Origin of the sequence: Aneurinibacillus migulanus, assembly GCF_001274715.1 — a bacterium.
Taxonomy (GTDB): Bacteria; Bacillota; Bacilli; order Aneurinibacillales; family Aneurinibacillaceae; genus Aneurinibacillus; species Aneurinibacillus migulanus.
The window spans coordinates 3,918,503-3,940,991 of the sequence record NZ_LGUG01000004.1 but is presented as its reverse complement, the minus strand read 5'-3'; the positions used below and the strand labels follow the sequence as shown (position 1 = coordinate 3,940,991).

The 22,489-nt window shown below is 39.5% G+C and carries 20 protein-coding genes and 2 pseudogenes; 17 read left to right on the top strand and 5 right to left on the bottom strand.

Features of this window, described 5'->3' with window-relative positions:
• Positions 1-52: 52 nt before the first annotated feature.
• The 5 genes and pseudogenes from trxA (at position 53) to AF333_RS20695 (ending at position 4,150) form a co-directional block, all read left to right on the top strand.
• On the top strand, positions 53-373 hold the full coding sequence (gene trxA, locus AF333_RS20710; protein WP_043065425.1) for a thioredoxin: 321 nt from the start codon (positions 53-55) through the stop codon (positions 371-373).
• A 561-nt stretch (positions 374-934) separates the two neighbouring features.
• The gene (locus AF333_RS20705) at positions 935-1,759 is read left to right on the top strand and encodes an aminoglycoside adenylyltransferase domain-containing protein (protein WP_052811980.1); all 825 of its coding nucleotides are present in this window, start codon (positions 935-937) and stop codon (positions 1,757-1,759) included.
• A 24-nt stretch (positions 1,760-1,783) separates the two neighbouring features.
• A complete protein-coding gene (locus AF333_RS20700) occupies positions 1,784-2,821 on the top strand; it encodes a phosphotransferase (RefSeq protein WP_043065426.1) in 1,038 nt (345 codons plus the stop codon).
• A gap of 272 nt (positions 2,822-3,093) precedes the next feature.
• Positions 3,094-3,297 (top strand): annotated as a pseudogene (locus AF333_RS37610) (TetR family transcriptional regulator); the annotation flags it as partial.
• Between the two features lie 148 nt (positions 3,298-3,445).
• Entirely contained in the window at positions 3,446-4,150 is a 705-nt protein-coding gene (locus AF333_RS20695) for a YqeB family protein (protein ID WP_043065427.1), read from the top strand.
• Between the two features lie 104 nt (positions 4,151-4,254).
• Here AF333_RS20695 and AF333_RS20690 read toward each other — a convergent pair whose 3' ends face one another.
• Positions 4,255-4,851, bottom strand: coding sequence for a TetR/AcrR family transcriptional regulator (locus AF333_RS20690; protein ID WP_043065428.1), 597 nt, complete (start codon positions 4,849-4,851; stop codon positions 4,255-4,257).
• A 7-nt stretch (positions 4,852-4,858) separates the two neighbouring features.
• The gene (locus AF333_RS20685) at positions 4,859-5,236 is read right to left on the bottom strand and encodes an alpha/beta hydrolase (RefSeq protein ID WP_052811982.1); all 378 of its coding nucleotides are present in this window, start codon (positions 5,234-5,236) and stop codon (positions 4,859-4,861) included.
• A gap of 862 nt (positions 5,237-6,098) precedes the next feature.
• On the opposite strand from AF333_RS20685, the gene AF333_RS35925 reads away from it, so the two are divergent.
• Positions 6,099-6,467: N-acetylmuramoyl-L-alanine amidase (locus tag AF333_RS35925; RefSeq protein ID WP_268753630.1), on the top strand; the 369-nt coding region annotated here is incomplete at its 5' end.
• A 5-nt stretch (positions 6,468-6,472) separates the two neighbouring features.
• Positions 6,473-6,852: N-acetylmuramoyl-L-alanine amidase family protein (locus AF333_RS37605; protein WP_407638658.1), on the top strand; the 380-nt coding region annotated here is incomplete at its 5' end.
• A 44-nt stretch (positions 6,853-6,896) separates the two neighbouring features.
• Here AF333_RS37605 and AF333_RS20670 read toward each other — a convergent pair.
• Together AF333_RS20670 and AF333_RS20665 are read right to left on the bottom strand one after the other, a co-directional pair.
• Entirely contained in the window at positions 6,897-7,895 is a 999-nt protein-coding gene (locus AF333_RS20670) for a hypothetical protein (protein ID WP_043065430.1), read from the bottom strand.
• Entirely contained in the window at positions 7,870-8,439 is a 570-nt protein-coding gene (locus AF333_RS20665; protein ID WP_043065431.1) for an RNA polymerase sigma factor, read from the bottom strand. Before AF333_RS20665 ends, AF333_RS20670 begins: the two co-directional genes overlap by 26 nt.
• 253 nt (positions 8,440-8,692) lie before the next feature.
• On the opposite strand from AF333_RS20665, the gene AF333_RS20660 reads away from it, so the two are divergent.
• From AF333_RS20660 to AF333_RS35915, 6 genes and pseudogenes are all read left to right on the top strand, one after another.
• Entirely contained in the window at positions 8,693-9,223 is a 531-nt protein-coding gene (locus AF333_RS20660) for a TetR/AcrR family transcriptional regulator (protein WP_043065432.1), read from the top strand.
• Positions 9,224-9,284: 61 nt separating this feature from the next.
• The gene (locus tag AF333_RS20655; RefSeq protein WP_043065433.1) at positions 9,285-10,238 is read left to right on the top strand and encodes an SDR family oxidoreductase; all 954 of its coding nucleotides are present in this window, start codon (positions 9,285-9,287) and stop codon (positions 10,236-10,238) included.
• A 736-nt stretch (positions 10,239-10,974) separates the two neighbouring features.
• A pseudogene (locus AF333_RS37600) lies at positions 10,975-11,124 on the top strand (biotin/lipoyl-binding protein); the annotation flags it as partial.
• A gap of 212 nt (positions 11,125-11,336) precedes the next feature.
• Positions 11,337-12,218, top strand: coding sequence for an efflux RND transporter periplasmic adaptor subunit (locus AF333_RS37595; RefSeq protein ID WP_053432733.1), 882 nt, complete (start codon positions 11,337-11,339; stop codon positions 12,216-12,218).
• 2 nt (positions 12,219-12,220) lie between these two features.
• Positions 12,221-14,095 (top strand): efflux RND transporter permease subunit, encoded by a 1,875-nt coding sequence (locus tag AF333_RS35920; protein WP_053432732.1) that lies wholly within the window; start codon positions 12,221-12,223, stop codon positions 14,093-14,095.
• 3 nt (positions 14,096-14,098) lie between these two features.
• Positions 14,099-15,214 (top strand): efflux RND transporter permease subunit (locus tag AF333_RS35915; protein WP_235496755.1); only part of this gene is annotated, 1,116 nt, incomplete at its 5' end.
• A gap of 137 nt (positions 15,215-15,351) precedes the next feature.
• Here the strand turns inward: AF333_RS35915 and AF333_RS20630 are convergent.
• Positions 15,352-17,136, bottom strand: coding sequence for a sigma-54-dependent Fis family transcriptional regulator (locus tag AF333_RS20630; RefSeq protein ID WP_052812180.1), 1,785 nt, complete (start codon positions 17,134-17,136; stop codon positions 15,352-15,354).
• 255 nt (positions 17,137-17,391) lie between these two features.
• On the opposite strand from AF333_RS20630, the gene AF333_RS20625 reads away from it, so the two are divergent.
• Genes AF333_RS20625 through AF333_RS20610 form a run of 4 tightly spaced genes read left to right on the top strand, consistent with a single transcriptional unit; the run spans position 17,392 to position 22,455 of the window.
• Positions 17,392-18,555 carry an amidohydrolase family protein gene (locus AF333_RS20625; protein WP_043067049.1) on the top strand — a complete coding sequence of 388 codons (1,164 nt, stop codon included), beginning with the start codon at positions 17,392-17,394 and terminating at the stop codon, positions 18,553-18,555.
• Positions 18,539-19,912, top strand: a complete 1,374-nt coding sequence (locus AF333_RS20620) for an APC family permease (protein ID WP_043067048.1) — start codon at positions 18,539-18,541, stop codon at positions 19,910-19,912. Before AF333_RS20625 ends, AF333_RS20620 begins: the two co-directional genes overlap by 17 nt.
• 15 nt (positions 19,913-19,927) lie before the next feature.
• Complete coding sequence (locus AF333_RS20615; RefSeq protein ID WP_043067047.1) at positions 19,928-21,109, top strand: M20 metallopeptidase family protein; 1,182 nt, start codon at positions 19,928-19,930, stop codon at positions 21,107-21,109.
• Positions 21,106-22,455, top strand: coding sequence for a glutamine synthetase family protein (locus AF333_RS20610; protein ID WP_043067046.1), 1,350 nt, complete (start codon positions 21,106-21,108; stop codon positions 22,453-22,455). Before AF333_RS20615 ends, AF333_RS20610 begins: the two co-directional genes overlap by 4 nt.
• Positions 22,456-22,489: the final 34 nt, after the last annotated feature.

Genomic DNA, 22,489 nt, shown 5'->3' with positions numbered 1-22,489 from the left:
AGATGTTCATTAAAAATATGTGTATCAAATTATGAATTGGAGGAAGATACAGATGACCATTTGCCACACTACGGATACTACCTTTAAAGATGATTTGAAAAGCGAAGGCTTTACATTAGTCAATTTTTGGGCACCTTGGTGCGCGCCCTGCCGCTCTTTTGGACCTGTACTCGAAGAGTTTGAACGGGAATATAGCAACGAAGTGAGGAGCCTCAAAGTTAATGTAGATGAACAATCCAATACTGCTAATCAATTTGGAGTTATGAGCATTCCAACCACTATTCTGTTTAAAAATGGTGAGCCGATCGACAAAATAATTGGAGTTGTTCGTATCGAAGAACTAAAACAATTCATAACCGATAAAAAAAATTAGCACGATCGTAAAAATGGTAGTGAATCATTCAATAGGTTGTGTTTGGTGCCGAGCTTGCTGTAGTATGCTTTTGGAGACTCAAACTGATAACATAACGAGCAAAAAAGCCGAATGCTTACAAAGCAATTCGGCTTTTTTTACGGAAGAAGAACCTAATGTATTCTTTAAAATCTTATAAATTCGTCAACTAATGTTTTAGTTTTCTTGTTACCACCGGATAAGGGGATAATTGTAAGATGAAAAAGGCGTTACTTCTGTTCCCGGACTAAAAGCAAAACCAATCATTAAGATTATGTCTATATACATCTGATTTGATACATCGATAAATTTTTATGGTGGGAGGGAGCGGTCGGAAAAAGATACGTTTGCCTTTCTTCTGCTGGAGCATAGGGCGCATCTAATCTCTTCTTTTTTCCGAATCTCCTCCTTCCAACCACACTCCCCTGTCAAAATATCAAGTGTAATTTATATAATCAACAGGTGTGTTTCTGTATATTATTCTTGGAAGTGGAATTTAAATGCATTAGGATATATTCAATTACTATTTAAGGAGGGGTACCAATGGCTGAACCACAAGCTTGGCCCACCTGTGATGAAGATATAAAACAATTCGTGGTACAACTTATTGAATTAATTAGAAATGAACTTGGAAATAAGTTGATAGGCATCTATCTTCATGGCTCATTAGCAATGGGCAGCTATTATCGTCCAAAAAGCGACATTGACTTGATTGTGGTTGTTGATAGTAAATTAGAAGCCGGTTTGGCTGGAACTGTTGGAATCGCTATCGCTAGTAGAGCGATCAATAGACCAACGATTGGGAATGTTGAGTTAAGCGTGATCACGGCCGAGGCAGCGAAGCAAGTACCCGTGCCAACACCTTTTGAACTGCATTACAGTTCAGAGTGGCATGACAAGATCCTGAATAATAAAGTAGACTACAACAAAAAGCAAACCGACATAGACTTATCCTCCCACTTAATGTATGTAGTGCAGCGAGGGATCTGTTTATATGGCAGACCGATATCAAACACTTTCGGTACGGTGAAATGGCAGTATTTTATGGAAGCTGTTATGAACGACCTTGAGTGGATACTTGAAGATGAGCATGTTTTAGAGACTCCATTTTATAGCGTGCTGAACATTTGCCGTGTTTTACAACTGTTAATCGAAAATAATCAGAGTGTACACAGTAAAGATGAGGGTGGTGAATGGGGACTCAGGCATTTACCACAAGAATATCATCAACTGATTCAACAAGCACTTGATGCTTATCGTTCTTCAGATATTGTAAATGAGGAGCAAAGAAAAACAGGGGGGCGAGATTGGGATCATAATAAACTTCTTGCTTTTAGGAATTTCGCCCGCTTAAAGTTCAAAGGCTAAAATCGGAAAGGAGCTGTAAGCTCATTGTTATCGGAAAAACTACAGAATGAAATTCAGGAAAAATACAAAATTGGCGATATAAATCGTGTTACAAGATTAGCCGGTGGGTATTGGAACACGGTTTTACGACTAGAAACGAATATAAACGATTATGTGTTACGAATCAGTCATCCTACTACCAACATAGAGCGCTTGAATTACGAACACCAATTAGTTGAGTTAATACATGCTCATGTTAAAGAAGTTCCTCTTCCTATTTGTTCAGAAAGTGGCACAACCTTTATTTCCTATAAACACAAATTGATCACGCTTTTTCCTTTTATAGAAGGGCATCTAGCTGAACCTAATCATGATTCTGCTAGAAAAAATGCTGCAAAAATGTTGGCGAAGCTTCACCTTGTATCCTTGCAATATCCCGACTTTCCTCAAAAGCCAGGTCATCAATCAATAAATAATTTAAACTGGAATCTTAACTATATGTGGGACTGGACCTTTTTGGCACAACTTTTTTTTGCGAATAATGAAGGGATTGAAAATAAATTAAACTCTATCAGTTCAAAGTTGGAAGAAGATTGCATTAAGGAAATAAATAGACAAAAGAAATTGATCAAAGCAGAAAAAGAAGAAATTCAAGAATGGGTAAATGACGTAAAGCAAGACGGTCAATTCTTAATAAGTGGAGTTATTCATGGAGATTTTTATGCAGGAAATATTTTAACAAAGAGCAATGGGGAAATTACAGCCGTCATCGATTGGGATGAATGCTGTAGAGAATGGTTTATTTATGAGCTTGCTCGTACGATTTGGGAGTTCTGTCAGGATTCCAATGAAAATAAGTTAGATGTCAGTAAAGCCAATTCCTTTATTCAAGACTACAAGCTAGCAGGTGGTCCTGTTCCAGAAAGAGAGTTTTATTTAATTATCCCTTTTATTCGCTATGTTCGACTAATTGAGATTTTATTTTATATACAGCAAGGATTAAAAGGTCAGGAATGGGATCCGGAATATACTTTACATAATTTAAAAGCACTAATTAATCTTAAAGCTCAAACAATCCTGTGAAGCAAATCTTTAATTTCTTCTTCTAAATCAACTTTAGTTCCTGTGATCGGCAAAAAAGTATCCATACTATTTGTATACATAGTATTGGATACTTTTTGATTTCAATGAAAAGCTCTACCTTCGTAATTATTATCAATTCATTTTACTTTTTATAAAAAAACGGACAAACATCTGGATGGTTAGTATTTGCGGATGGATTATCTACCGTTCCACTCATTTTTTTGCATCTGTTTTTTAGCAAAGGAAAAAATAAAATAATGAGGTGATATATAATGAAGGAAGACATCACAAATGTGGTAGGGAAACAATCATTTATAACAGAAGCAAGACGTGAACAAATTACGGAGGCAACGATTAGAACTCTTGATGTAATTGGATATGTAAAAGCCAGCCTTTCTTAGATTGCTAAAAGAGCAGGCATAAGCACGGCATTAATCTCTTACCACTTCTCAGATAAAAACGATTTGATGAATCATCTATGAGCTTCAACAAATACTAAAAGATGGTCAAGAAAAAGGGGAATTCGGAGTGTTTAACGTAGATGTCATGGCTAACATGATTCAAGGTGCAATTGGAGAGTATATGGCATGGCTACCACTGCTATAACCAAAAAGGTGAAAGTAGATGGACACATCTAAATCGTTAAACCAACAAAAAACAGTCGTGGGACTCTCCGCAACAACCGGTATCATTCTGTATGGTGTATTTGGAGCAGTGGGACTTGTGATAGGTTATTTCCTTCCACGAATAGCGGCATGGGCTGTAACACTTCCTTGGCTCCCATTTGAAGGACTTATAAAACTCATCAATTCTTTTAATGGACCTTGGTTGACTATCATTATGGCAGTTCTTGGTTTAATTGCTGGCCTAGTGATTGCTTATATAGCAATTAAAGAAAGTCTCATCATAACGATTACCGATCAAGAAGTACAATTGAAAAAGGATGAGAATACGCAAACGATTGCACTAAAAGATATTGATACTGTGTTCTTTGATGGAAAACAACTTGTAATCCTCGGAATATCAGGGTTTGAACTTGCACGGGAGAAAAATGATGAATCTGCTATACAAGTAGCCAAGGCTTTCAAGAAGCACGGTTATCCCTTCTCATCAGAGGGAGACCCATTCAAAGATGAGTATATACGCTGGGTATTAGACACGCCCGATATTTCACTAGCTGCCAATGCCTTAATGAGGGCTCGAGAGAAAGCATTACAAAAGAAAGAAGCTGAAGACATAAAAGACTTACGCAACGAACTTGCAAAGTTGGGGTACATCGTACGTGACGAAGGAACACGTCAGTACTGGCGACGAGTATCTTTACGATAGATAAAAAGAATCCATTTTGAAAAAAGATGGATCAAAATGGATTCTTAACCAGCAGATTTAAGTTTGGCTTTTATAAAAAAGTTTGATCATTTTCTCTAGCCCTTTTATGCGGTAGATGAGTTGCAAAATTCACGAATCATCTGGGCTTTTACTTCTTCAACAGGAAACTGGTTTGGATAGGTAGAAATCATCAGCATGATTCCTTGGAGCGCGGATGAAAAGTATAACGACCGTTTTCTCGGTTCCTTTACTCCCAGTTTTTCGAATATCTTACATTGTAACTCGAACTGTCTAGCGTTTTCTTCGATAAGCAGTTTACTGTATTTAATCAATTCTACGTCTGCTTCCGGTTGTGTTTGCAGGTGCAGATAGAACCGAAATACTTCCGGTCTTTGAGAGACGTTATCGATCGCACCTTCTACTATATGTCTAAGTTGCTCAATAGGTTTCTCAAAAACACTTGTACCTTCCATTACTTCAACCACTTCCCTGATTCTGGCATCGACCATTTCAGAAAGCAGTTCTTCTTTTCCTTTGTAATAATTGTATAGCAAGCCTTTAGAAATACCAGCTTGTATAGCTACATCATTAATAGAAGTAGCATAGTATCCTTTTTTAATAAATAACTCCATTGCAGCAGTACGAATTTTTTCTTTGGAGAGTTGGCGAATACGATCATTCTCTTCGGGTGTTCGCGGCATTTTAACTTCATTCCTCCATAAAAGCATTAATTTCTCGATATAATTCTTCAGGGTGGGTCAGTGTCACCATAATATGATCGGCATCTGCTATTTCTATAAATTTGACTTTCGGAACTTTTCTAAAGTGATCTGCAATAAGATAATGATCGGCTGAGTCATTTTGAGCAATAATAAATAATGTTTTGGAATTCAGTTCTTGTAATCGGTCAATAGCAGGCGGCTGCGGCCATATCGTTTTGAATGGAGGCCACTTTAACATTCGTTGGAAATGGTGTCGAAGCATTTGGATTGCGAAATCCTTCTGTGGACTATGGGTCACGACTTGATAGATTGGAGTACTAAGAAAAATCTCAGTCATCTTATCTACATTAGGAGCAGCATCCATAATGTTCTTGATGTATGGTTCAGCCTCTTGTGAATAGTGAAAACCAGTTAAAGAAGGAGTAATTAATACGAGGTTTGCTACTCATCAAGTATGTAGTAAGTAGTTAACCATATCCATAAGAGAAAAACAGGAAGAGCTACAGATAGAAAAAAGATTACAATCATGTCAACAATATCTAATTGTCCCGCAAGCAATGTATACCCCCCAATTATGATTGAAAACAACATCGCTCCCCAAATAATAATCGTCAGCCATAAGTCTCTTCTATATACATCTCACTTTATAAATTTACATATTCTTGTGGTAGAAGGTAAGAAAAGAAGGAAGGGCGGTGGGCGGGAGCGGTCGGAAAAAGATACGTCCGCCTTTTTTCTGCCGGGGCGCAGGGCGCATCCCGACCTCTTCTTTTTCTGAACCGCCTCCTTCCCACCACACTCCCCTGTCAAAATATCAAGTGTAATTTATATAACTTTTACAAGTTGATAATAAGTTGGTGATAATTTGATAACCTTGCGTTTGTATATTTGCAACTGTGATTACAGCATATAATTAAAAACCAGAAGGAAATGGAGATAAAATCAGTAGGACTAAAGAAAATGAAATGGGAAAATTTGTGGATATAAGATTTATGAAGGCAGGGAGAAAACAGTTGCGATATATTAGAACAATAGTATATATAGGTGTTTTTTTATTTGTCTGGACAAGTACAACATATGTTTATGCTGCTGTACAGGTGACTACAGGAACTGTAAATGTAACTACTTCGCTTGCTTTGAGGGCAAAGCCAGATGTAAAGTCGGCAGCGCTTGCATGGATGAAAAAAGGAGAATCGGTTAAGGTAATCTCCAAACGAATGGTACCNCCTGGATACGCAAAAGCCTCCTACATAAAAATAAAAGCTAATCAAGAGCCTACGATACAACCAACTCCAAAGCCGCTTCCAGCTTTGGAGGAAACGGAAAAAGAACCAATTCAAAAAGAAGAGTTGCCAATAGAAGAAAATATATTCAAGGTTGTCATTGACGCGGGACATGGTGGAAAAGATAATGGGGCAACCGGAACGATTGGGAACAAGGAAAAAGATTTAACCCTTATGATTGCTGAGAGAGTTGAAAGTAAACTTAAAAATAATCCCTCTTATGATGTAACTATGACACGAACACGTGAACTTGACGAAGAGCTGATCAGGAAGAAAGTAAAACAAGAGCCTAAGGAAAAGGCAAATAAATGATAAANGAACACAGCAGGACAAAAAACTTGCCGAAGTGATGCATAAGCACTTTGTTAAAGCGACTGGATTTAAAAATCGAGGCGTAAAAATTAGGCCGAACCTTGTAGTTTTGCGTGATACCAAAATGCCAGCAGTGCTTCTTGAAGTTGGTTTTATGAGTAACCATAACGAAAATATGACCATGCTTAATCCGGAGTTTCAAGAACGGGTTGCTCAAGGAATTGTTGATGGCATAAATGAATATTTTAATATGGCAAATCCTACTTTCAATCAGGAAGTAGGATTTACTTTTTGTTTACTAAAAGAATTTCAAAGAGAGGTATGTCAACTAAACCCTAATAGGTTTCCAGGGTGTAGAGAAATCTTATGCTTTTCCACACCCTGACTTACGTATACACCCGGATCTTTGTTTTACACATTTAGAATTATCTACTTTATACTCTCAGCGATACGAATTAATTCTTCCTTTGTTAATTTACTGTTTTCAGATGGATATACATCATAGACTATATTTCTTTGTTTATCAATCCACGTTAGTTGTTTGCCAATCCAAGTTCGTTGATGATCTTTTATATTATCAGGAGAAGGATAGTAGGTATAAAAACCTTCATGTTGACCAATTTTTACTTTCTCAGTGGTACGATCTCTTGAATATTCTACAACAGGCATTACATTGTCAGAAATTAAGGTTGCATCTAAATATAAATAAGTATTTTCCTCACCCTTTGAATATGTTAGACTAACACGATTCGATTTTGACCAGTTTATATTATTTTTTACAATGAGCTTCTCACCGCTTTTTTCCGCCTCTTGACTCATTTCTTTTTGTAATTTTTCATACATTTTGTCGTGTGCAGAAGGTGATGGATTTGGTGTTTGTGCCATTACAACCCCACTTTCAAACGTATATCCTTCCGGCAAATATGACGGTTGTTTTAAAGAAGGACCTTCTTTTTCTGTTAACTCACGTAAAAAATCACTGTATGTTTTATAATTGACTTCATTATGGACAAAATTGATAAGCTTCTCCGGGTTGGCTTTCTCATCATTAATGTACACGGCTGCGACTTCCCCCGGTTTTAATTTCTTTATTATTTCCGAACTGTCGTAGATTTTATCTTGTGCTTCCCATACTTCTGTTTGTTTTTTGGATTTTACTTCTTCTTGAGTTTTCATGACTATCTTGCCTTTTTCATCCTTAATTTCCATGAATTGCGAGCCTGCGTAAACAGTAATAGAAGTAAGCAGCAACAGTGAACCTATAACAGCGATTGGGGCTGTTTTTTTATACCATACAGGTTTCTTTTTATAACGTTCCTGATTAATTTTTTTCATCACCTGATTTTTCACATCGAATTTTTCTTGTACAAAATTAAGCTCATGTTTTTTAATTTCTTGCTCATCAAGGGAGAGTTGTACATTCTTCATGTTCTTTCGCCTCACTTTCATTTATCCGCTTTTTTACTTTGTTTTTAGTCCTTTCATATTGTTTCTTTACTGCCGCTGTGCTTTTTCCAAAAATGAGCCCTATTTCCTCAAACGTCTTTTCCTCGAATATTCGTAAAATCAATAGGTTACGTTCCTGTAAGGACAATTTGGACAGGGCATAGGTGAGTGACTCACTAAATAGTTGTTTATCGAACGTTTGCTCAATGCTTTCGGTTACAGGATTAAAAGTAAATAAACGTTTGATTCTCTGATAGATTTTCCGTTTTCTGGTTAGGTCTAGACAATGATTGTAGGCTATTTTGTAAAGCCATGATGAAAATGAGCAGGTTGGCTTATACTGTTCTAATTTTTGATACGCTTTAAAAAAAATATCTTGTGTTGCATCTTCGGCTTCTTGTCGATTTCCCAGCAGACGGTAGCAATACATAAAGATTGGTTTTTGAAAAGCTTCGATGATTTTTGTAAATGCTTCACTCTCTCCTTTTTCAACGATTTGTAAAATCCATTCTTCGATTAGAGTCATCGTTTCACCTCCCGACGTTTATGTATTACATATAACGATTTAAAATGAAATAAAGGGACATTTCTTTTGGAGAATTTTTCACACAGGAACACCTTGAAAATTAATCATGTTTTATTAGGAGGCATAAACATGAGATTATTTAACTGTAGTCACAAATGACAGTGACGGCAATCTGAACACTTGCATTAGATATCAAAATTGGTTATTATGTAATTGATTAATCAATCACTAAATATAGTAAGGAGTTTTAACAATGGTTAGACCGAAAAAGGAAAACCGTAAGGAAGATATTCTCGAGGCGAGCTTAGAAGTGTTTGCGGAAAGGGGTTACTATAATACAACGACGGCACTCATTGCAGAAAAAGCCGGCATATCTCAACCTTATGTCTTTAGATTCTTTAAAACAAAAGAGGAGTTGTTTGTCGCAGCCTTAGATCGGGCATTTGAAAGGATCCTTCAAACTTTTAAAAATGTGGAATCTAGTTCCGAACAATTAGTTACCAAAATGATCGAAGCATATGAAGAGTTGTCTATATTACACGCTAATGAAATTGCGTTGCAGGTCATAGGACTTTCGGTGACAGAAGAATCAATAAAAAATTCTACGAGAAAGGGTCTGTCACAAATTAGAAGTTATGTATTAGAAAGGTTCCAATCTGCAGGAATCGCAAATGCTGATAGAGAAGTCACGACCTTCCTGGCCAGGGGAATACTCTGCAATATTTCCTTTTTTATAGATTTACCAGAACTCATTGATGGTGGAAAAAAATTAATGACCGATTAACGTCGGTTTTTATTTCACTATTTGTTATTGATTAATCACTAAATAAAAGGGGAGTTACAAAATGAAAAAAGCGATCGTATTAGGAGCAACGGGTGGAACCGGTCAGGTTATTGTTTCGGAATTACTTGCTAGAGGTGTAAAGGTCATTGCTTTTGGGCGTTCCGAAAATAAGTTGAAAGCATTAATGGAGGAACACCATTTTAATCAACGGTTGTCATACAAACTGGGGGATATATTTGATTACCGAACCATTGTTGAAGCAGCAAAAGACGCAGAAGTTATATTTCAGTGTGCCAATGTTAAATATCAAGAGATGGAGGAACAGCTTCTTTTGCTTGGTGAAAGTGTGATGAAAGCCGCGAATATTGTAGGTAAGAAGATCGTTATTGTAGATGGAATCTATGTTTACGGACATCAAGTCGCGAAGGGCGATGAAAATCATCCAAAACAGCCGCATACGAAAAAGGGGAAAATAAGGGTCGAATTTGAGAATTTAATATTCAGTAAAAAGTGGAAGAATGCAAAAGCATTAATTGTTAGGCTACCCGATTATTATGGTGCGACCTCACAGAATTCCTACTTACAGCCTACATTGGAAGGGATGGCTTCTTATAAAACTTCTATTTTTATTGGGAATTTGAAAACACCACGAGAATATGTCTATTTACCAGATGCAGCTAAGATGATTGTAAATATAGCGGAAAAAGACAATGCTTATGGAGAGAATTGGAATATACCTGGAGCAGGATTGATTTCAGGAAAAGAAATCATTCGGATCGCCCGAGAGGTAACTGGAAATCGAAAGATGGTCATTCCTTTAAATAAAAATGCTATTCGTTTTATTGGCTTGTTTAATCCATTTATGAGGGAAGTTGTTGAAATTATGTACCTTACAAAAGAAGGATTTGTTCTAAGTGGGGAAAAATATGAGAGATGTATTGGGCCAATTCCAGTGACCCCCTTTAAAACAGGGCTGAAAGAAACGTTACGACTTTTAATGCGTGATGAAAATTAGGCATTGGCCATTAAAAAAGATTGCTCAAAATGAGCCAACTGAACTCGGCTTTGATCAATCTTTTTTGTGAAATGGAAATCAGCACAAGATGTAGTATATGGGGTTATAGCCCATCACCGTCAAGCTAAGAAAAAGCTCCCTCCAAAAAACATAGAAAATATACAATAACCAAACTTCCGCATAAAAATAGCCGATTTTCCTTATACTTGAACTGTAACCTGAATAATAGACTGTTTAAAAAAAGTGATGGCTAGGCTACTAAAAGCTGATTCCTGTATTCAACAGGAGTCAGCTTTTCTAATGTCTACTGGTAGCGGTGGCAGTTATAGTCATAGATGTAGTTAGATACGAGCTCGACAGCCATCAAAAAGCCAATCGACTCGGAAATGCTAGGGCCCTCTGTATACATCTATCTACCTCATACTTGGGTTTCCGGTCAGTCTTGAGACGGATGGGAAATCAGTCATAGGGTAGTTTCTGATCATCATGTAATGCAATAGTATAAGGAATAGTTATGAAATGGTAAATAGATACAACTTTGTTTTCTATTTCATGTTAATGGTAGGAGAACAGGAGGAATAGTGTGAAAAGATCATTAGTCATACCAGTGGTCGTTACAGCTCTACTCATAATTTCTGGCTGTAGCACCCCGGCATCATCTAAAGTGTCGGAAGAGACAAAAAAAACAAAAGTAGTAAATATTATTAAAGTGAAGGAGCAAGAACAGTCTTCTATCATGACTAAAGCGGGGGTTGTAGAAGCAAAGCAGGAGAATCAACTGGCGTTCGGAACGTCTGGAAAAATCGTAACCCTGTCCGTTAAAAAAGGAATGAAGGTAAAAGCCGGCCAGATTCTAGGTACACTTGACACCTCTGGAAAGTACCATNGATTCTAGGTACACTTGACACCTCTGGAAATCAAAGTACCATTGCTTTATCTCAGACGCAAATCAATGAGGCGCAGGCAAAACGTGCCAAAATTTTACGTGGCGATAGCAAGGTAGCAGATACATATGATAGTACAATTCAGCAAACTGAAGATTCGATTGCTGATACAGAAGATTCAATAAAAAAACAAGAAATTAAAATTCAGGACCAGATGAAAACGCTGGAACAGGATAAAACAGATCTCCAGAGAAAAGAAGTTTTATTTTCTAATGGGGCTATATCGAAAGCTGATATAGATGGGGTAAGAACAAAAGTAGACAGAGCTCAATTGTCGTTAAAAAGTGAACAAACCGAGTTAGAAGCATTGAAACAGCAGAAAAAACGCTTGCAGGAGCAAAAACAATTAACGCTTCGTCAGAGAGAGAAAGCCATTCAGGCGGACAAAGATAATGCGGATAGGCTCGCTAGTATAACTACGGAAGTTGCTACAGCTCAAAATGGAATTGTGAAAGCCAATAAGGAAATTCAGGATTCCAGGTTAATTGCCCCATTTGACGGGATTATTACCGATGTAAGTTCTCATCCTGGCGATGTCGTTTCACAAGGAAGTTCCGTTGCTACAATCGTTGATTTGTCAGGAGTAAAAGTCAGCATAGAAGTAGAGTCTGCACTAATACAGCAATTTACGAAAGGAAAGAGCATGACAGTGATAAATGAAGGGGGAGAGAAGACAGCGGGATCGGTTACGTATGTTTCTCCCCTGATAGATGCAAAAAACGGAAAATATAAGGTGGAAATTACGGTTCCTCATTCCCCAGAGAAATGGCAAGGCGGTATGATTGCAAGTGTACAGATGCCACGTAAACTGGCAACAAGTACTATTCTTCCCCTGGAATGCATCGGGGTGGGAGAAAAGGGCCGCTATGTACTTGTAGTTGAAAATGGAATGATAAAGAAAAGAACGGTAGAAATAGGTCAAATTATCGATGATAAGATTGAAGTTCTTTCCGGTGTTCATCCGGGGGACAGTGTGGTTACTTCAGGTATTTCCTTCCTTCTTGAAGGCGAAAAAGTAACACCGAAGGAGGGATAGAGGTGGGGCGATTTATTGAATTTTGCTTACAACATAAGCTTATTGTTTATTTGTTAACATTTTTTATTCTTTTTGCAGGAATTGCTTCTATTTTTACATTTAAGCGCGAACTTATGCCAAAGCGAAATTATCCATGGATTACAGTCAATGTCTCTGGCGCTTCTATCCCTGCCGAGGAAATGGAAGATAAAGTAACAAATCCGGTAGAAAAAGAGATTCATTCGCTCTCTAATATTAAAAACTATCAATCAACAACAACACCTGGAAACGCCCAGGTTAGAGTTGAGGCAGAGGACGGAAAAGGCGAACAGGTTAAACAGGATATTGAAGCTGCGGTCAATCGGCTACGCAACACTTTCCCAAAAACCGTGAAGACGGTAACTGTTGTGCAGGAGGGAAATCAGGCGACTGAAGTACTAATGAGCCTTGCTCTTTCAGGGAAAGAGCTTCCGGTTCTTTATAATCTTTCAAAGACGGATTTTACCAGTCGATTAGAGGCTATTGAGGGCGTCAAAAAGGTAGAAGTATCCAATACGAATGTGGCTAACAAAATTCAAGTTACCTTTAAACCGGATCAATTGGCTGCCTACAAGATGACACCAAAAGACATTGTCGATCAACTGCAGGAATCCAATGTAAAACAGGCAATTGGGACATTGAAAAACCGGAGCTTTAATACCGTTGTTGAGGTAGATAACGCATACAAGACAGTAGAGCAGATTAATTCCGTATTTATTAAAACCCCTGTAGGGAATGTCCCGTTATCCAACTTGGCTGTTACTGAAGATATGCGTGGGAAGAAGAAGGATGCGATTTTTCGCTATAACGGAGAAGACTATGTCCAGCTATTCCTCACAAAGACAGAGGGCAGCGACATTATTCGTACGTCTGATAAAGTAAAAGAAGAAATTGAAAAAATAAACAAGGAATCCAACGGCAAGTATAAGATGACGGTATCTGTAGACTTTGCAAGCTATATCAAACCGTCTATTAACAATTTGAGCCGTGACCTGACTTTGGGTGGACTTCTTGCTATTATCATTCTACTTATTTTCCTGCGAAATTGGCGCGTTACCCTTGTCATTTCAACAACACTTCCTGTTTCTATTATGATGACGTTCATCGGTATGAAATTCGGTGGCTATAATATTGATATGGTTACCCTGATCTCTTTAAGTTTATCAACAGGGCTGATTGTTGATGCTGCTATTGTTGTTCTGGAAAGCATTTATCATTTACGGGAGAAGGGCCATACGTTACGCGATGCGATTAAGCAGGGAGTAAAGGAAGTTATGACACCGGTTCTGACGTCCCAGCTAACCATTATTGTTGTATTTGTTCCATTAGTGCTGTCTAATCTAGGTGGAACCGGGTTTAAACCGATTATGATGACCATTGCTTTTACGATCACGGTGGCGATTCTTGCGTCTACCGTTGCAGCGCTTCTATTTGTTCCCGTTTTCTCCAACAGTTTTCTACAAAAAGATAAACAGATGCACCAGGAAGCAGAGGGCCGTGCTTCGGGAGTAACAAATTTCTTTGTTAATCTTACCGCCCTGGCTTTACGCCATCGCATCATTACAATGATTCTAGCGGGTTGTTTATTTGCCGGGGCACTTATGATTTCCCCGATGGTGCAGATGAGTTCTATAAATGATATAGATGAAAATCATGTATATGCCAGTGTAAAGCTACAAAGCGGGGAGACGCTGGAGAGTGCACTTTCTAAAACACTGCAAATCGAGCGGGACTTTAAAAAAATTCCGGAAATTAAAGACCTGTATATTACGACAGATAAACAGTCATTAGGAATCGATATGAATCTGATCGAGATAAAAGAGCGGAAGCGGCCGAAAGAAGAAATCCTATATGAATAANNNGAAGTTAAAGGAAAAGATAATGAAGTACTGCACCAGCTTTCCGAAAAAACGGAAGAAATGCTTGCCACCATACCAGGCGTAAAAAATGCACGCAGCGATTTTAGTGCTGGAGAAGAAAAAGTTATTCTTACTCCGCGTCAGGACATTATGAACCAGCTGGGGATTACCCAACAAAGTCTGATGACACAAATTGAGGGCTTTGTGAATGAAGAGTCCATCACAAGCTTTACACTTGAATCGCTGGAGCTTGATGTCGTTGCCAGATACCCGGAGAATTTAATGAAGCATCCGGAACAACTGCGACAAATTAACATTACGACACCGGAAGGAGTGAATGTACCACTCACTCATTTGATAGATTGGAAATACAGTAAATCCCTAAAGAGTATTGCTCATAAAGATGGCGAACGCGTTGCTAATATACATGCCGAGATTATTGGCTCTGATCCGGGAACGGTGAGCAGAGAAGTAACGAAAAAATTGGAAGGAATTTCTGTGCCGACAGGATATAGCATTGAAATGGCAGGGACCTTAAAACAACAAGGCGAAAATGCTCAGAGTGCTTTTATGGCCCTCCTGACTGTTATCGGGATGATTTATTTGATTATGGTTGCGCAATTTAATCGACTTAGTCATCCGTTTATTATTATGCTATCGCTTCCTATGGCAATTGTCGGTGTAGTAGTAGGACTTGTAATTACACAACGACCGCTCAATGAATTAGGCTATGTAGGCGTTATTATGCTGATTGGTATTGTGGTTTCTAACGCCATTCTTCTTATTGATCGAATTAATCTACTACGTAACCGTGACAAGATAGAATTGCAGCCTGCGATACTAGAAGCGGTGCGGAACCGTGTACGGCCGATTTTAATGACAAAGCTTACCGCTATTCTGGGGATGCTTCCCCTTGCACTAGCAATGTCAGAGGGGGGAGCGTTAGAAGCGCCGATTGCTACCATTGTGATTTCAGGATTGATTTTCCATACAATAATAACCTTGGTTCTTGTTCCTGTTCTTTATTCCATTTTTGAGGGTGTGGATATCTGGAGGAAAAATCGAAAGAAGCGAAAAAAACAAGGGCGAAGCATAATACATGAAATGGATGCTGTTTAACGGTATCCTTTGGATAAGAATCCATTTTGATCAATCTTTTTTCAAAATGGATTCTTTTTATTTATCGTAAGATATGGGTTTGCGAGGGCGTGTGAATCGTAAAAATATTGAATATTGCTTTTAAATTTATTGCATTTTTAAAAAGAGATTTGGTACTTCTTAAGTTTGTAGTTTAAGTTTTGACGTGATATCCCTAGTTTGCCCCCAGCTTTTGTGATATTTCCGTTTGCTTCTTGCAATGCTTTTTCGATGAGAAGCACTTCTATTTTCTCTAATTGTTCAGCCAGGGTTCCTTCCCATTGAGGAACATATGAAAAACCTTCTGGAGAAGGAGAGATGGGTTCTGCGAGCAACTCCAACATTTTATCCCTAAATGTTGGCGGGAGATGCTCAAAGGTGATAATTTCTTCATCATAAATAAGATTTAGACACCCTTCAATGGCATGTTCTAGCTGCCGCACATTTCCCGGCCATTGATAATCTAGAAAAAATTTCTGGATATCCGGGTCCATTCCCTTTACATGAACACCTAGTTTCTTTGTATGCTTCTGAATAAAATGATCGATTAACACTAAAATATCTTCTTTTCGCTGACGTAAGGGTGGGATAGAAATATGTACGACACCTAGACGATAGAATAAATCTTCCCGTAATCGTTTTTCCTCGATCGCTTTTAATGGTTCCTCATTTATTGTAGCGATAATTTGTACATCTACGTCTATTACACGAGAAGAGCCTAATCGCTGAATCTTTTTTTCTTGTAAGGCACGTAACAGCTTTGCTTGTAAGTTTAGGCTCATAGAGTTAATCTCATCAAGGAGAAGGGTACCTCTTTGTGCTTGTTCAAATAATCCTTCTCGATCTACTGCACCAGTAAAACTTCCAGCTGTGGTTCCAAAAAGTAAACTTTCTAATAGATTTTCTGGTAGCGCAGCGCAATTCTGTGCGATGAAAGGCTTGTCCCTTCTTTTGCTTTCGTTATGAATGCTTTGTGCAAATAATTCTTTTCCTGTTCCTGTTTCCCCCGTGATAAGAACATTAGAAGAAGAGCGTGCAGCACGATAAGAGTGTTCTATTGTTTTTCTCATCTCACGACTAGAGCAAACGATATCTTGAAATTGAAAGCGGGTGTGGTTGTTAATTTTTTTTCGTTTATCTTCGTTTTGATTGGTTGGGACTGTCTCTCCCTGTGTTTGCAGTTGACGAATCATTTCCGTTAGATGCTTTTTCTCCGTAATGTCGGAGGAAATCTGCACAGCACCTATGTTTTTTCCGTCAACTTTGAGTGGGATGGTACGAGCCACTGTAGTGATTGCTTTCCCTGTATTTGTAAAATGAACTTCCCTTTGGCTTAGCGACTTTGCTAGGCGAAGAGAGGTAAACAGCGTACTTGTCTCTTCTGTAATATTTGGCCAGGCTTCAAATATCCGCTTTCCTTTTACGGCCTGCGGTTCTCGTAAGTCCAATGTCCCCATCTTCTTATTATAAAATTGAATCTTTCCTTGCGTATCAATAGCGCATACTCCTTCGCTCATCTCATCGAAAATCATCTCACAAAATCGGATCGTCTCTTTGGCAGATTGGAGTTGGTACTTTAAATTTTGCTGTTCGGTAATATTTTTAATAATGACCAGGAAGTAAGAAGCGGATGAGACAGAGAAAGGGACAACGCTGATGTTTAACTCTTGTGTTCCTAAGAGAAGAGAAATCCCGGTCGTTGGCTGACGAGGTTTAAAGTGTTTTGAAAAAGAAGGATCAGGAATAAGTTCAAAGATTGACACGCTCTCCATGCTGCCCGATGTAAATGAAAATAAGCGCATAGCTGCGCGGTTTAGCGCAAAAGCTTCCCCGGACTCATTTGTTAGGATCATAGCTTCTGAACAAAAATTCCAGATGGTTGTTAAAGAAAGAGAAGATTCCATCGCAAAATCACTTCCTAAAAGAAAAGAATTTTTCGCTTTTTTTACTGCTTTGTACAAAATTTTATCATTACTATACAGTTTTAATTTTAAAAAAGCAAATATTTAAAATTGGCAGAAAAAAATCTTTCGAAAAAATTTTTTCCCCGAAAGATTTTTTTCGGAATTGAAGGGGGGAAAAAGGCAATTTTATTGACTTTAGGGTTGGCATGCTTGTTGCTTTTATCATTGGCAAAGCAGATAAAGGAGGGTTTACTTATGAAGCAGCAATTACAAAACATACACGTCGTTGACGTGCATGCGCATCCGTATGTACCCAATACACAGCCGTTTACAGCAGATGAATTTATGAGAAAGCTGTCGCTGTCGGTTATCCCAGAAATGTTTCAGAAGCAGCAGGAGCAGCAGTTGATTTTTCCAGGATCGAACATGTATATGCAAATTACACTTCAGCGTTTAGCTCGGTATTTTTCCTGTCGTCCTGTTCTAGAAGAGGTAGTAGAAATTCGAAATGAAAGAGCAAGAGATTTTTCCAAATATACACGAGCACTATTTCAAGACGCGAATTTGAGAGGTTTGGTATTGGATTTTGGATACCCCACACCACAGATACCGAAAGAGACATATGACAATCTTAGCGGTATAGCATCATGGGAAGTGTATCGAATCGAGTCTGTCATGGTACGGCTCAGTAAAGAGACGGCCGATTTTTTCACCTTTGCTGAGCAATATCGAGCCGATTTGCAACAGGCTCTTCAGCAAAGACATATTCTCGGATTAAAGACAATCATTGCATACCGAAGCGGTCTGGAGATTGCGCCGAAAGACGAAAGAGCAGCCGCTGATCAGTACCCTGAGTTTCGAGAAAATGAACGAGCTAGCGTAAAGGCGTTGCGTGATTATTGTCTCCACATTGCTATGGAAGTGTGTACAGAAGCCAATAAATTCATGCATATCCATACAGGTGTTGGCGATGGAGAAGTCGTATTACCAAAAGCGAGCCCGTCCTTTCTTCTGGATATGTTACGGGACAAAAGGTATCGAGACACCAAAGTTCATCTGGTTCATGGTGGCTATCCCTGGATGGAGGAAGCGGCTTTTATTGTCAGTATCTTACCTAATGTTTATATGGACATTTCATTACAAACCCCGTTTGCTGGTCATGGAGTGGAGCGAATTATCTCACAAGTATTTGAAATGGCGCCGTTCCATAAAGTGATGTATGGTTCAGATGCGTTTACTATTCCTGAAATGAATTGGCTAGGAGTCCACCTTTTTAAAGAATGTCTAGAGCGGGTACTAATGAGCTGGATTCAAAAAGATTATATGAATGAAGAAGTGGCGCTGCACATTGCCGAACTTGTGCTGCATCAAAATTTTGAAAATACGTACAGGGAGCATCTGTATGAAGCAAGACAGTAATATAGAGCTCATGCCTAAAAAGCTTGGCTTTTGGCATATTTGGGCTTTAGGTGTGGGAGCCGTGATTGGAGACGGAATTTTTCTTCTGATGGGACAAGGTATCGCAACTGCGGGACCAAGTGCTATATTTGCGTATCTTATCGCCGGGCTATCCCAGTTTTGTCTTATGATTGCACTAGCTGAAATGGCTGTTGGTATGCCGAATGCAGGTGCAATGTCCGTATGGGTGGAACGGTTTATGGGTAAATGGTGGGGATTTCTTGCCGGCTTTACCTTTGCCATTGGATGGGTAATTGCCGGTGGCAGTGTTGGTATTGCACTTGGTACGATTACTCAATGGTTTTTCCCCCAGTTAACAGGTGCGTGGTGGCCTACGGTATTTGGCGTCTTTTTCATTAGTTTGTTTGCTCTGCTAAATATTGTTGGTACAGAAATTGCTGCTCGGACACAACTTTACCTAGTATTAATACTTACTCTCGTTATGGTAGCTTTTGCGCTTATCGGTATCAAGGATGTCAATTTGGAGCATTTCTCCCCTATGTTTCCGCATGGAGTGAGTGGATTCTGGGCCGCTATCCCGCTTGGAACATACGCTTACTTAGGAGCGGTGACTTTAACAACGGCTGGAGGAGAGTGCCGCAATCCACGTGATTTACCTCGTGCTCTCATTTGGTCCAGTATTACCTTTTTACTTTTATATACGTTTGCTCAAATCGTTTTACAGGGGATTATCCCGTGGAATCAATTCACGATGGAGAGCTCCCCCTTTACCGAAGCAGCGGGTCAAGTTTTTGGATGGGCCGGAGCTTTGTTTATGAACGTAGCGGCCTGGATTGCAGCAGCAACCTGTATTCTAATGGGAACCTTGTATGCTGCTTCTCGTATTTTCTTTGTTCAAGCGAGAGAAGGATTTTTGCCTGCTTTTTTCGGCTACTTACATCCGAGAACTAAGACCCCTGTATATGGCATTCTCTTTATTTGGGCGTGTTCCGTAGGATTGGTTCTTCTCGGTCATTTTAATCCAGACTTTTTGTATGTGGAGCTTTCCATGCAGCTCGTCCTTGCTTGGATGGTGTCATGGACACTGGCGCTCATTGCGGCTATTCTTTATCGCAAGAAAGCAAAAGAGGAAGTAAGTGCATTGCCATGGAAGCAGCCGTTGTATCCATTATTTCCGATTCTTGGATTTATCGGGATTGGCATTGTGTTCTTTGGAAATTTCATCGGTTCGCCCATGACGATTGTGCGGGGAATGATTTGGATGGGCATTTTGTATGTATTGTTTAAGAAGTTTAATAAGGCAGATCGGTATAAACATCCTTATGAATCAAGTGACGCGCAGACAAACGTGAAGTAGAGAAAGGGTGAGAACATGTGGCAATGGGAAAACAACATGACAGAGCAGTTATATAGAATTCGAAGGCATTTGCACCAGTTTCCCGAGCTATCTTTTCAAGAACATCGAACCTGTGCCTATATTATAGAGCAATTGAAAGCTTGGGAGATACCCTATAAACAGTTTGGAGCTACAGGGGTTATTGTAGATATTTACGGAGAGAGTGGTAAGGGTCTGCATCTGGCCTTACGGGCGGACATTGATGCTCTTCCGATTCAAGAGGAAACAGCCCTTCCGTTTGCTTCCAGGCAACCAGGAATTATGCATGCGTGTGGCCATGATGGACATACGACCATTTTATTGGGTGCCGTATATCACCTTTGGAAACATCGTTCTCAGCTTAGCGGAATGGTACGTTGTATTTTTCAACCGGGGGAGGAAGCAGATGGTGCTGCCAAACAAATGATTGAACAAGGGGTGTTGCGAAATCCGAATATCGACACGGTGGTAGCTCTGCATCTGTGGCCGTATCTTCCATTCGGTACAGTCGGTATTAAATCAGAAGCCATGACAGCTTCCTGTGATGATTTTGTAATGACTGTTCATGGAAAGAGCGGGCACGGAGCCCGTCCTCATCAAGCGGTAGATGCGATCGCGATTGCAGCCGAAGTCGTTCGGGCTTTGCAATTTCTGGCAACCAAACGGTGTGATCCTGTTGAGCCTGTTGTTATGCATGTTGGCAGGATACAGGCGGGTACTGCAAATAATATTGTTGCAGATCAAGCAAGACTAGAAGGAACCATTCGGACGACTACGCAACATTTACGGGAGCAGGTAAAACAAGACTTTTTTACTTTTGTGACACATGTAGTGGAAAGCTTTGGAGGGAAAGTTTCGATTCAGTATGCTGATGGTATTCCCCCGGTTGTCAACGATGAGCATGTATGCAATGTGCTCGCACAAAGCATACGCAAAATGATAGGGACAGATGCTGTTTATACTTTAAAGTCTCCTTCCATGGGAGCTGATGACTTCGGGTACTTTGCCCAAGAAGTTGCTGGTGCTTACTTTCGTTTAGGTATTCGCAAAGAAGATACAAACACGTATGACTTGCACCATCCAAAATTCCAATTTGACGAAGCGATTCTGCCAGTAGGTGCAAAAATCTTAACACAATTTGCCTTTGATTGGTTAACAGAAGGAGTAGAGATTACATGACATATACCAAAGCTCAAGTCTTGCAACTCATGGAAGAACATCAAATTGAATTTGTGCGTATTGAATTTTTGGATTATACGGGGGTTACGCGAAGCCGAACCATTCGCAAAGAGAATGTGGCAAGTGCCATGGAGCAAGGTATTAATTTCAGTACGGCGATTATGAGCTTTGATATGTTTGACGAGTATATTCCTAATCCTATGTATGGCGCAAATGATGGAGATTTCTTTGCGGTTCCGGATCCTTCTACTTTTGCCATTATTCCTTATCGTAAAAATACAGCGCGTATGTTGTGTGATTTGGTAGATATTAATGGTGATCCATGGCCTGGATGTCCTCGAAATGCGCTAAAACGAATTCTGCAAGAAGTCGAAGCTCTTGTGAACGGTAACATCTACATGGCCTATGAACAGGAAGCGTACTTGCTCAAAGAAGAGAACGGGCAATTGGTACCGGCAGATACTAGCCATTGCTTTTCTACTGATGGTGTTGATATTCAGGAGAACTTCATTCAAGAGTTTGTGTATTCGCTAGAAAAGATGGGGATAAAAACTGAACAGATTTCAAGTGAATATGGACCTGGTCAAGTAGAGGTTAATCTGCGTTATGACCAGTGTCTAAAAGCAACGGACGATCAAGTTACGTTTATGCACTTGTTTAAACAAATCGCACGTAAGCATGACATGATTGGGACACTGATGCCGAAGCCATTTCAACATCTGTCAGGAAGCGGGTTACACGTGCATATCAGTCTGTACAACAAAGCGGGAGAAAATTTATTTAAAGATGTTGCCGATGCCCGAGGTTTAGATTTATCAGAGGAAGCTTATTACTTTATTGGTGGTCTACTTAAACACGGACGCTCTCTTATTGCGATTGGAGCCCCGAGCATAAATTCATATAAACGAATGCAACCGGGTACTTGGGCACCTGCCCATATTTGCTATGGCTCTGCAAATCGTTCTGTGCTGGTACGAATTCCAGAAAAGCGGCGGGAACGAAGGTTTGAGTTCCGTGGTGCGGATGGCACATGTAATCCGTATCTTCTCTCTGCCTGCTTGCTGGCAGCTGGGTTAGATGGCATTCGCAACCGTATTCATCCAGGAGAGCCGCTCGATGTGGATGCAAGTACGTTAAGTGAAGCCAGTATGTTCGAAAAAGGCGTACAATGGGGTCCGCGTACATTGGATGAAGCGGTTCAAAGCCTAAGTGAAGACACGATTTTGGCTGACACCATCGGTCGTGAAATCTGGGAAGAGTTTATTAAAGTAAAGCGAACCGAATGGAACAAGTATTGTCAGCAGGTAAGCGAATGGGAGAGGAGTATTTTTTCTCAACGATTTTAAGTAGCGGACGGTGCGATATGTTTTAAAGGAGGTC

Coding starts and splice junctions, on each gene's coding strand:
- AF333_RS20670 (WP_043065430.1), bottom strand. CDS start 7,895: ATGAAGAATGTACAACTCTCCCTTGATGAGCAAGAAATTAAAAAACAT.
- AF333_RS37595 (WP_053432733.1), top strand. CDS start 11,337: ATGAAAACGCTGGAACAGGATAAAACAGATCTCCAGAGAAAAGAAGTT.
- AF333_RS20610 (WP_043067046.1), top strand. CDS start 21,106: ATGACATATACCAAAGCTCAAGTCTTGCAACTCATGGAAGAACATCAA.
- AF333_RS20620 (WP_043067048.1), top strand. CDS start 18,539: ATGAAGCAAGACAGTAATATAGAGCTCATGCCTAAAAAGCTTGGCTTT.
- AF333_RS20660 (WP_043065432.1), top strand. CDS start 8,693: ATGGTTAGACCGAAAAAGGAAAACCGTAAGGAAGATATTCTCGAGGCG.
- AF333_RS20685 (WP_052811982.1), bottom strand. CDS start 5,236: ATGGATGCTGCTCCTAATGTAGATAAGATGACTGAGATTTTTCTTAGT.
- AF333_RS20665 (WP_043065431.1), bottom strand. CDS start 8,439: ATGACTCTAATCGAAGAATGGATTTTACAAATCGTTGAAAAAGGAGAG.
- AF333_RS20615 (WP_043067047.1), top strand. CDS start 19,928: ATGTGGCAATGGGAAAACAACATGACAGAGCAGTTATATAGAATTCGA.
- trxA (WP_043065425.1), top strand. CDS start 53: ATGACCATTTGCCACACTACGGATACTACCTTTAAAGATGATTTGAAA.
- AF333_RS20655 (WP_043065433.1), top strand. CDS start 9,285: ATGAAAAAAGCGATCGTATTAGGAGCAACGGGTGGAACCGGTCAGGTT.
- AF333_RS20705 (WP_052811980.1), top strand. CDS start 935: ATGGCTGAACCACAAGCTTGGCCCACCTGTGATGAAGATATAAAACAA.
- AF333_RS20690 (WP_043065428.1), bottom strand. CDS start 4,851: ATGCCGCGAACACCCGAAGAGAATGATCGTATTCGCCAACTCTCCAAA.
- AF333_RS20695 (WP_043065427.1), top strand. CDS start 3,446: ATGGACACATCTAAATCGTTAAACCAACAAAAAACAGTCGTGGGACTC.
- AF333_RS20625 (WP_043067049.1), top strand. CDS start 17,392: ATGAAGCAGCAATTACAAAACATACACGTCGTTGACGTGCATGCGCAT.
- AF333_RS20630 (WP_052812180.1), bottom strand. CDS start 17,136: ATGGAATCTTCTCTTTCTTTAACAACCATCTGGAATTTTTGTTCAGAA.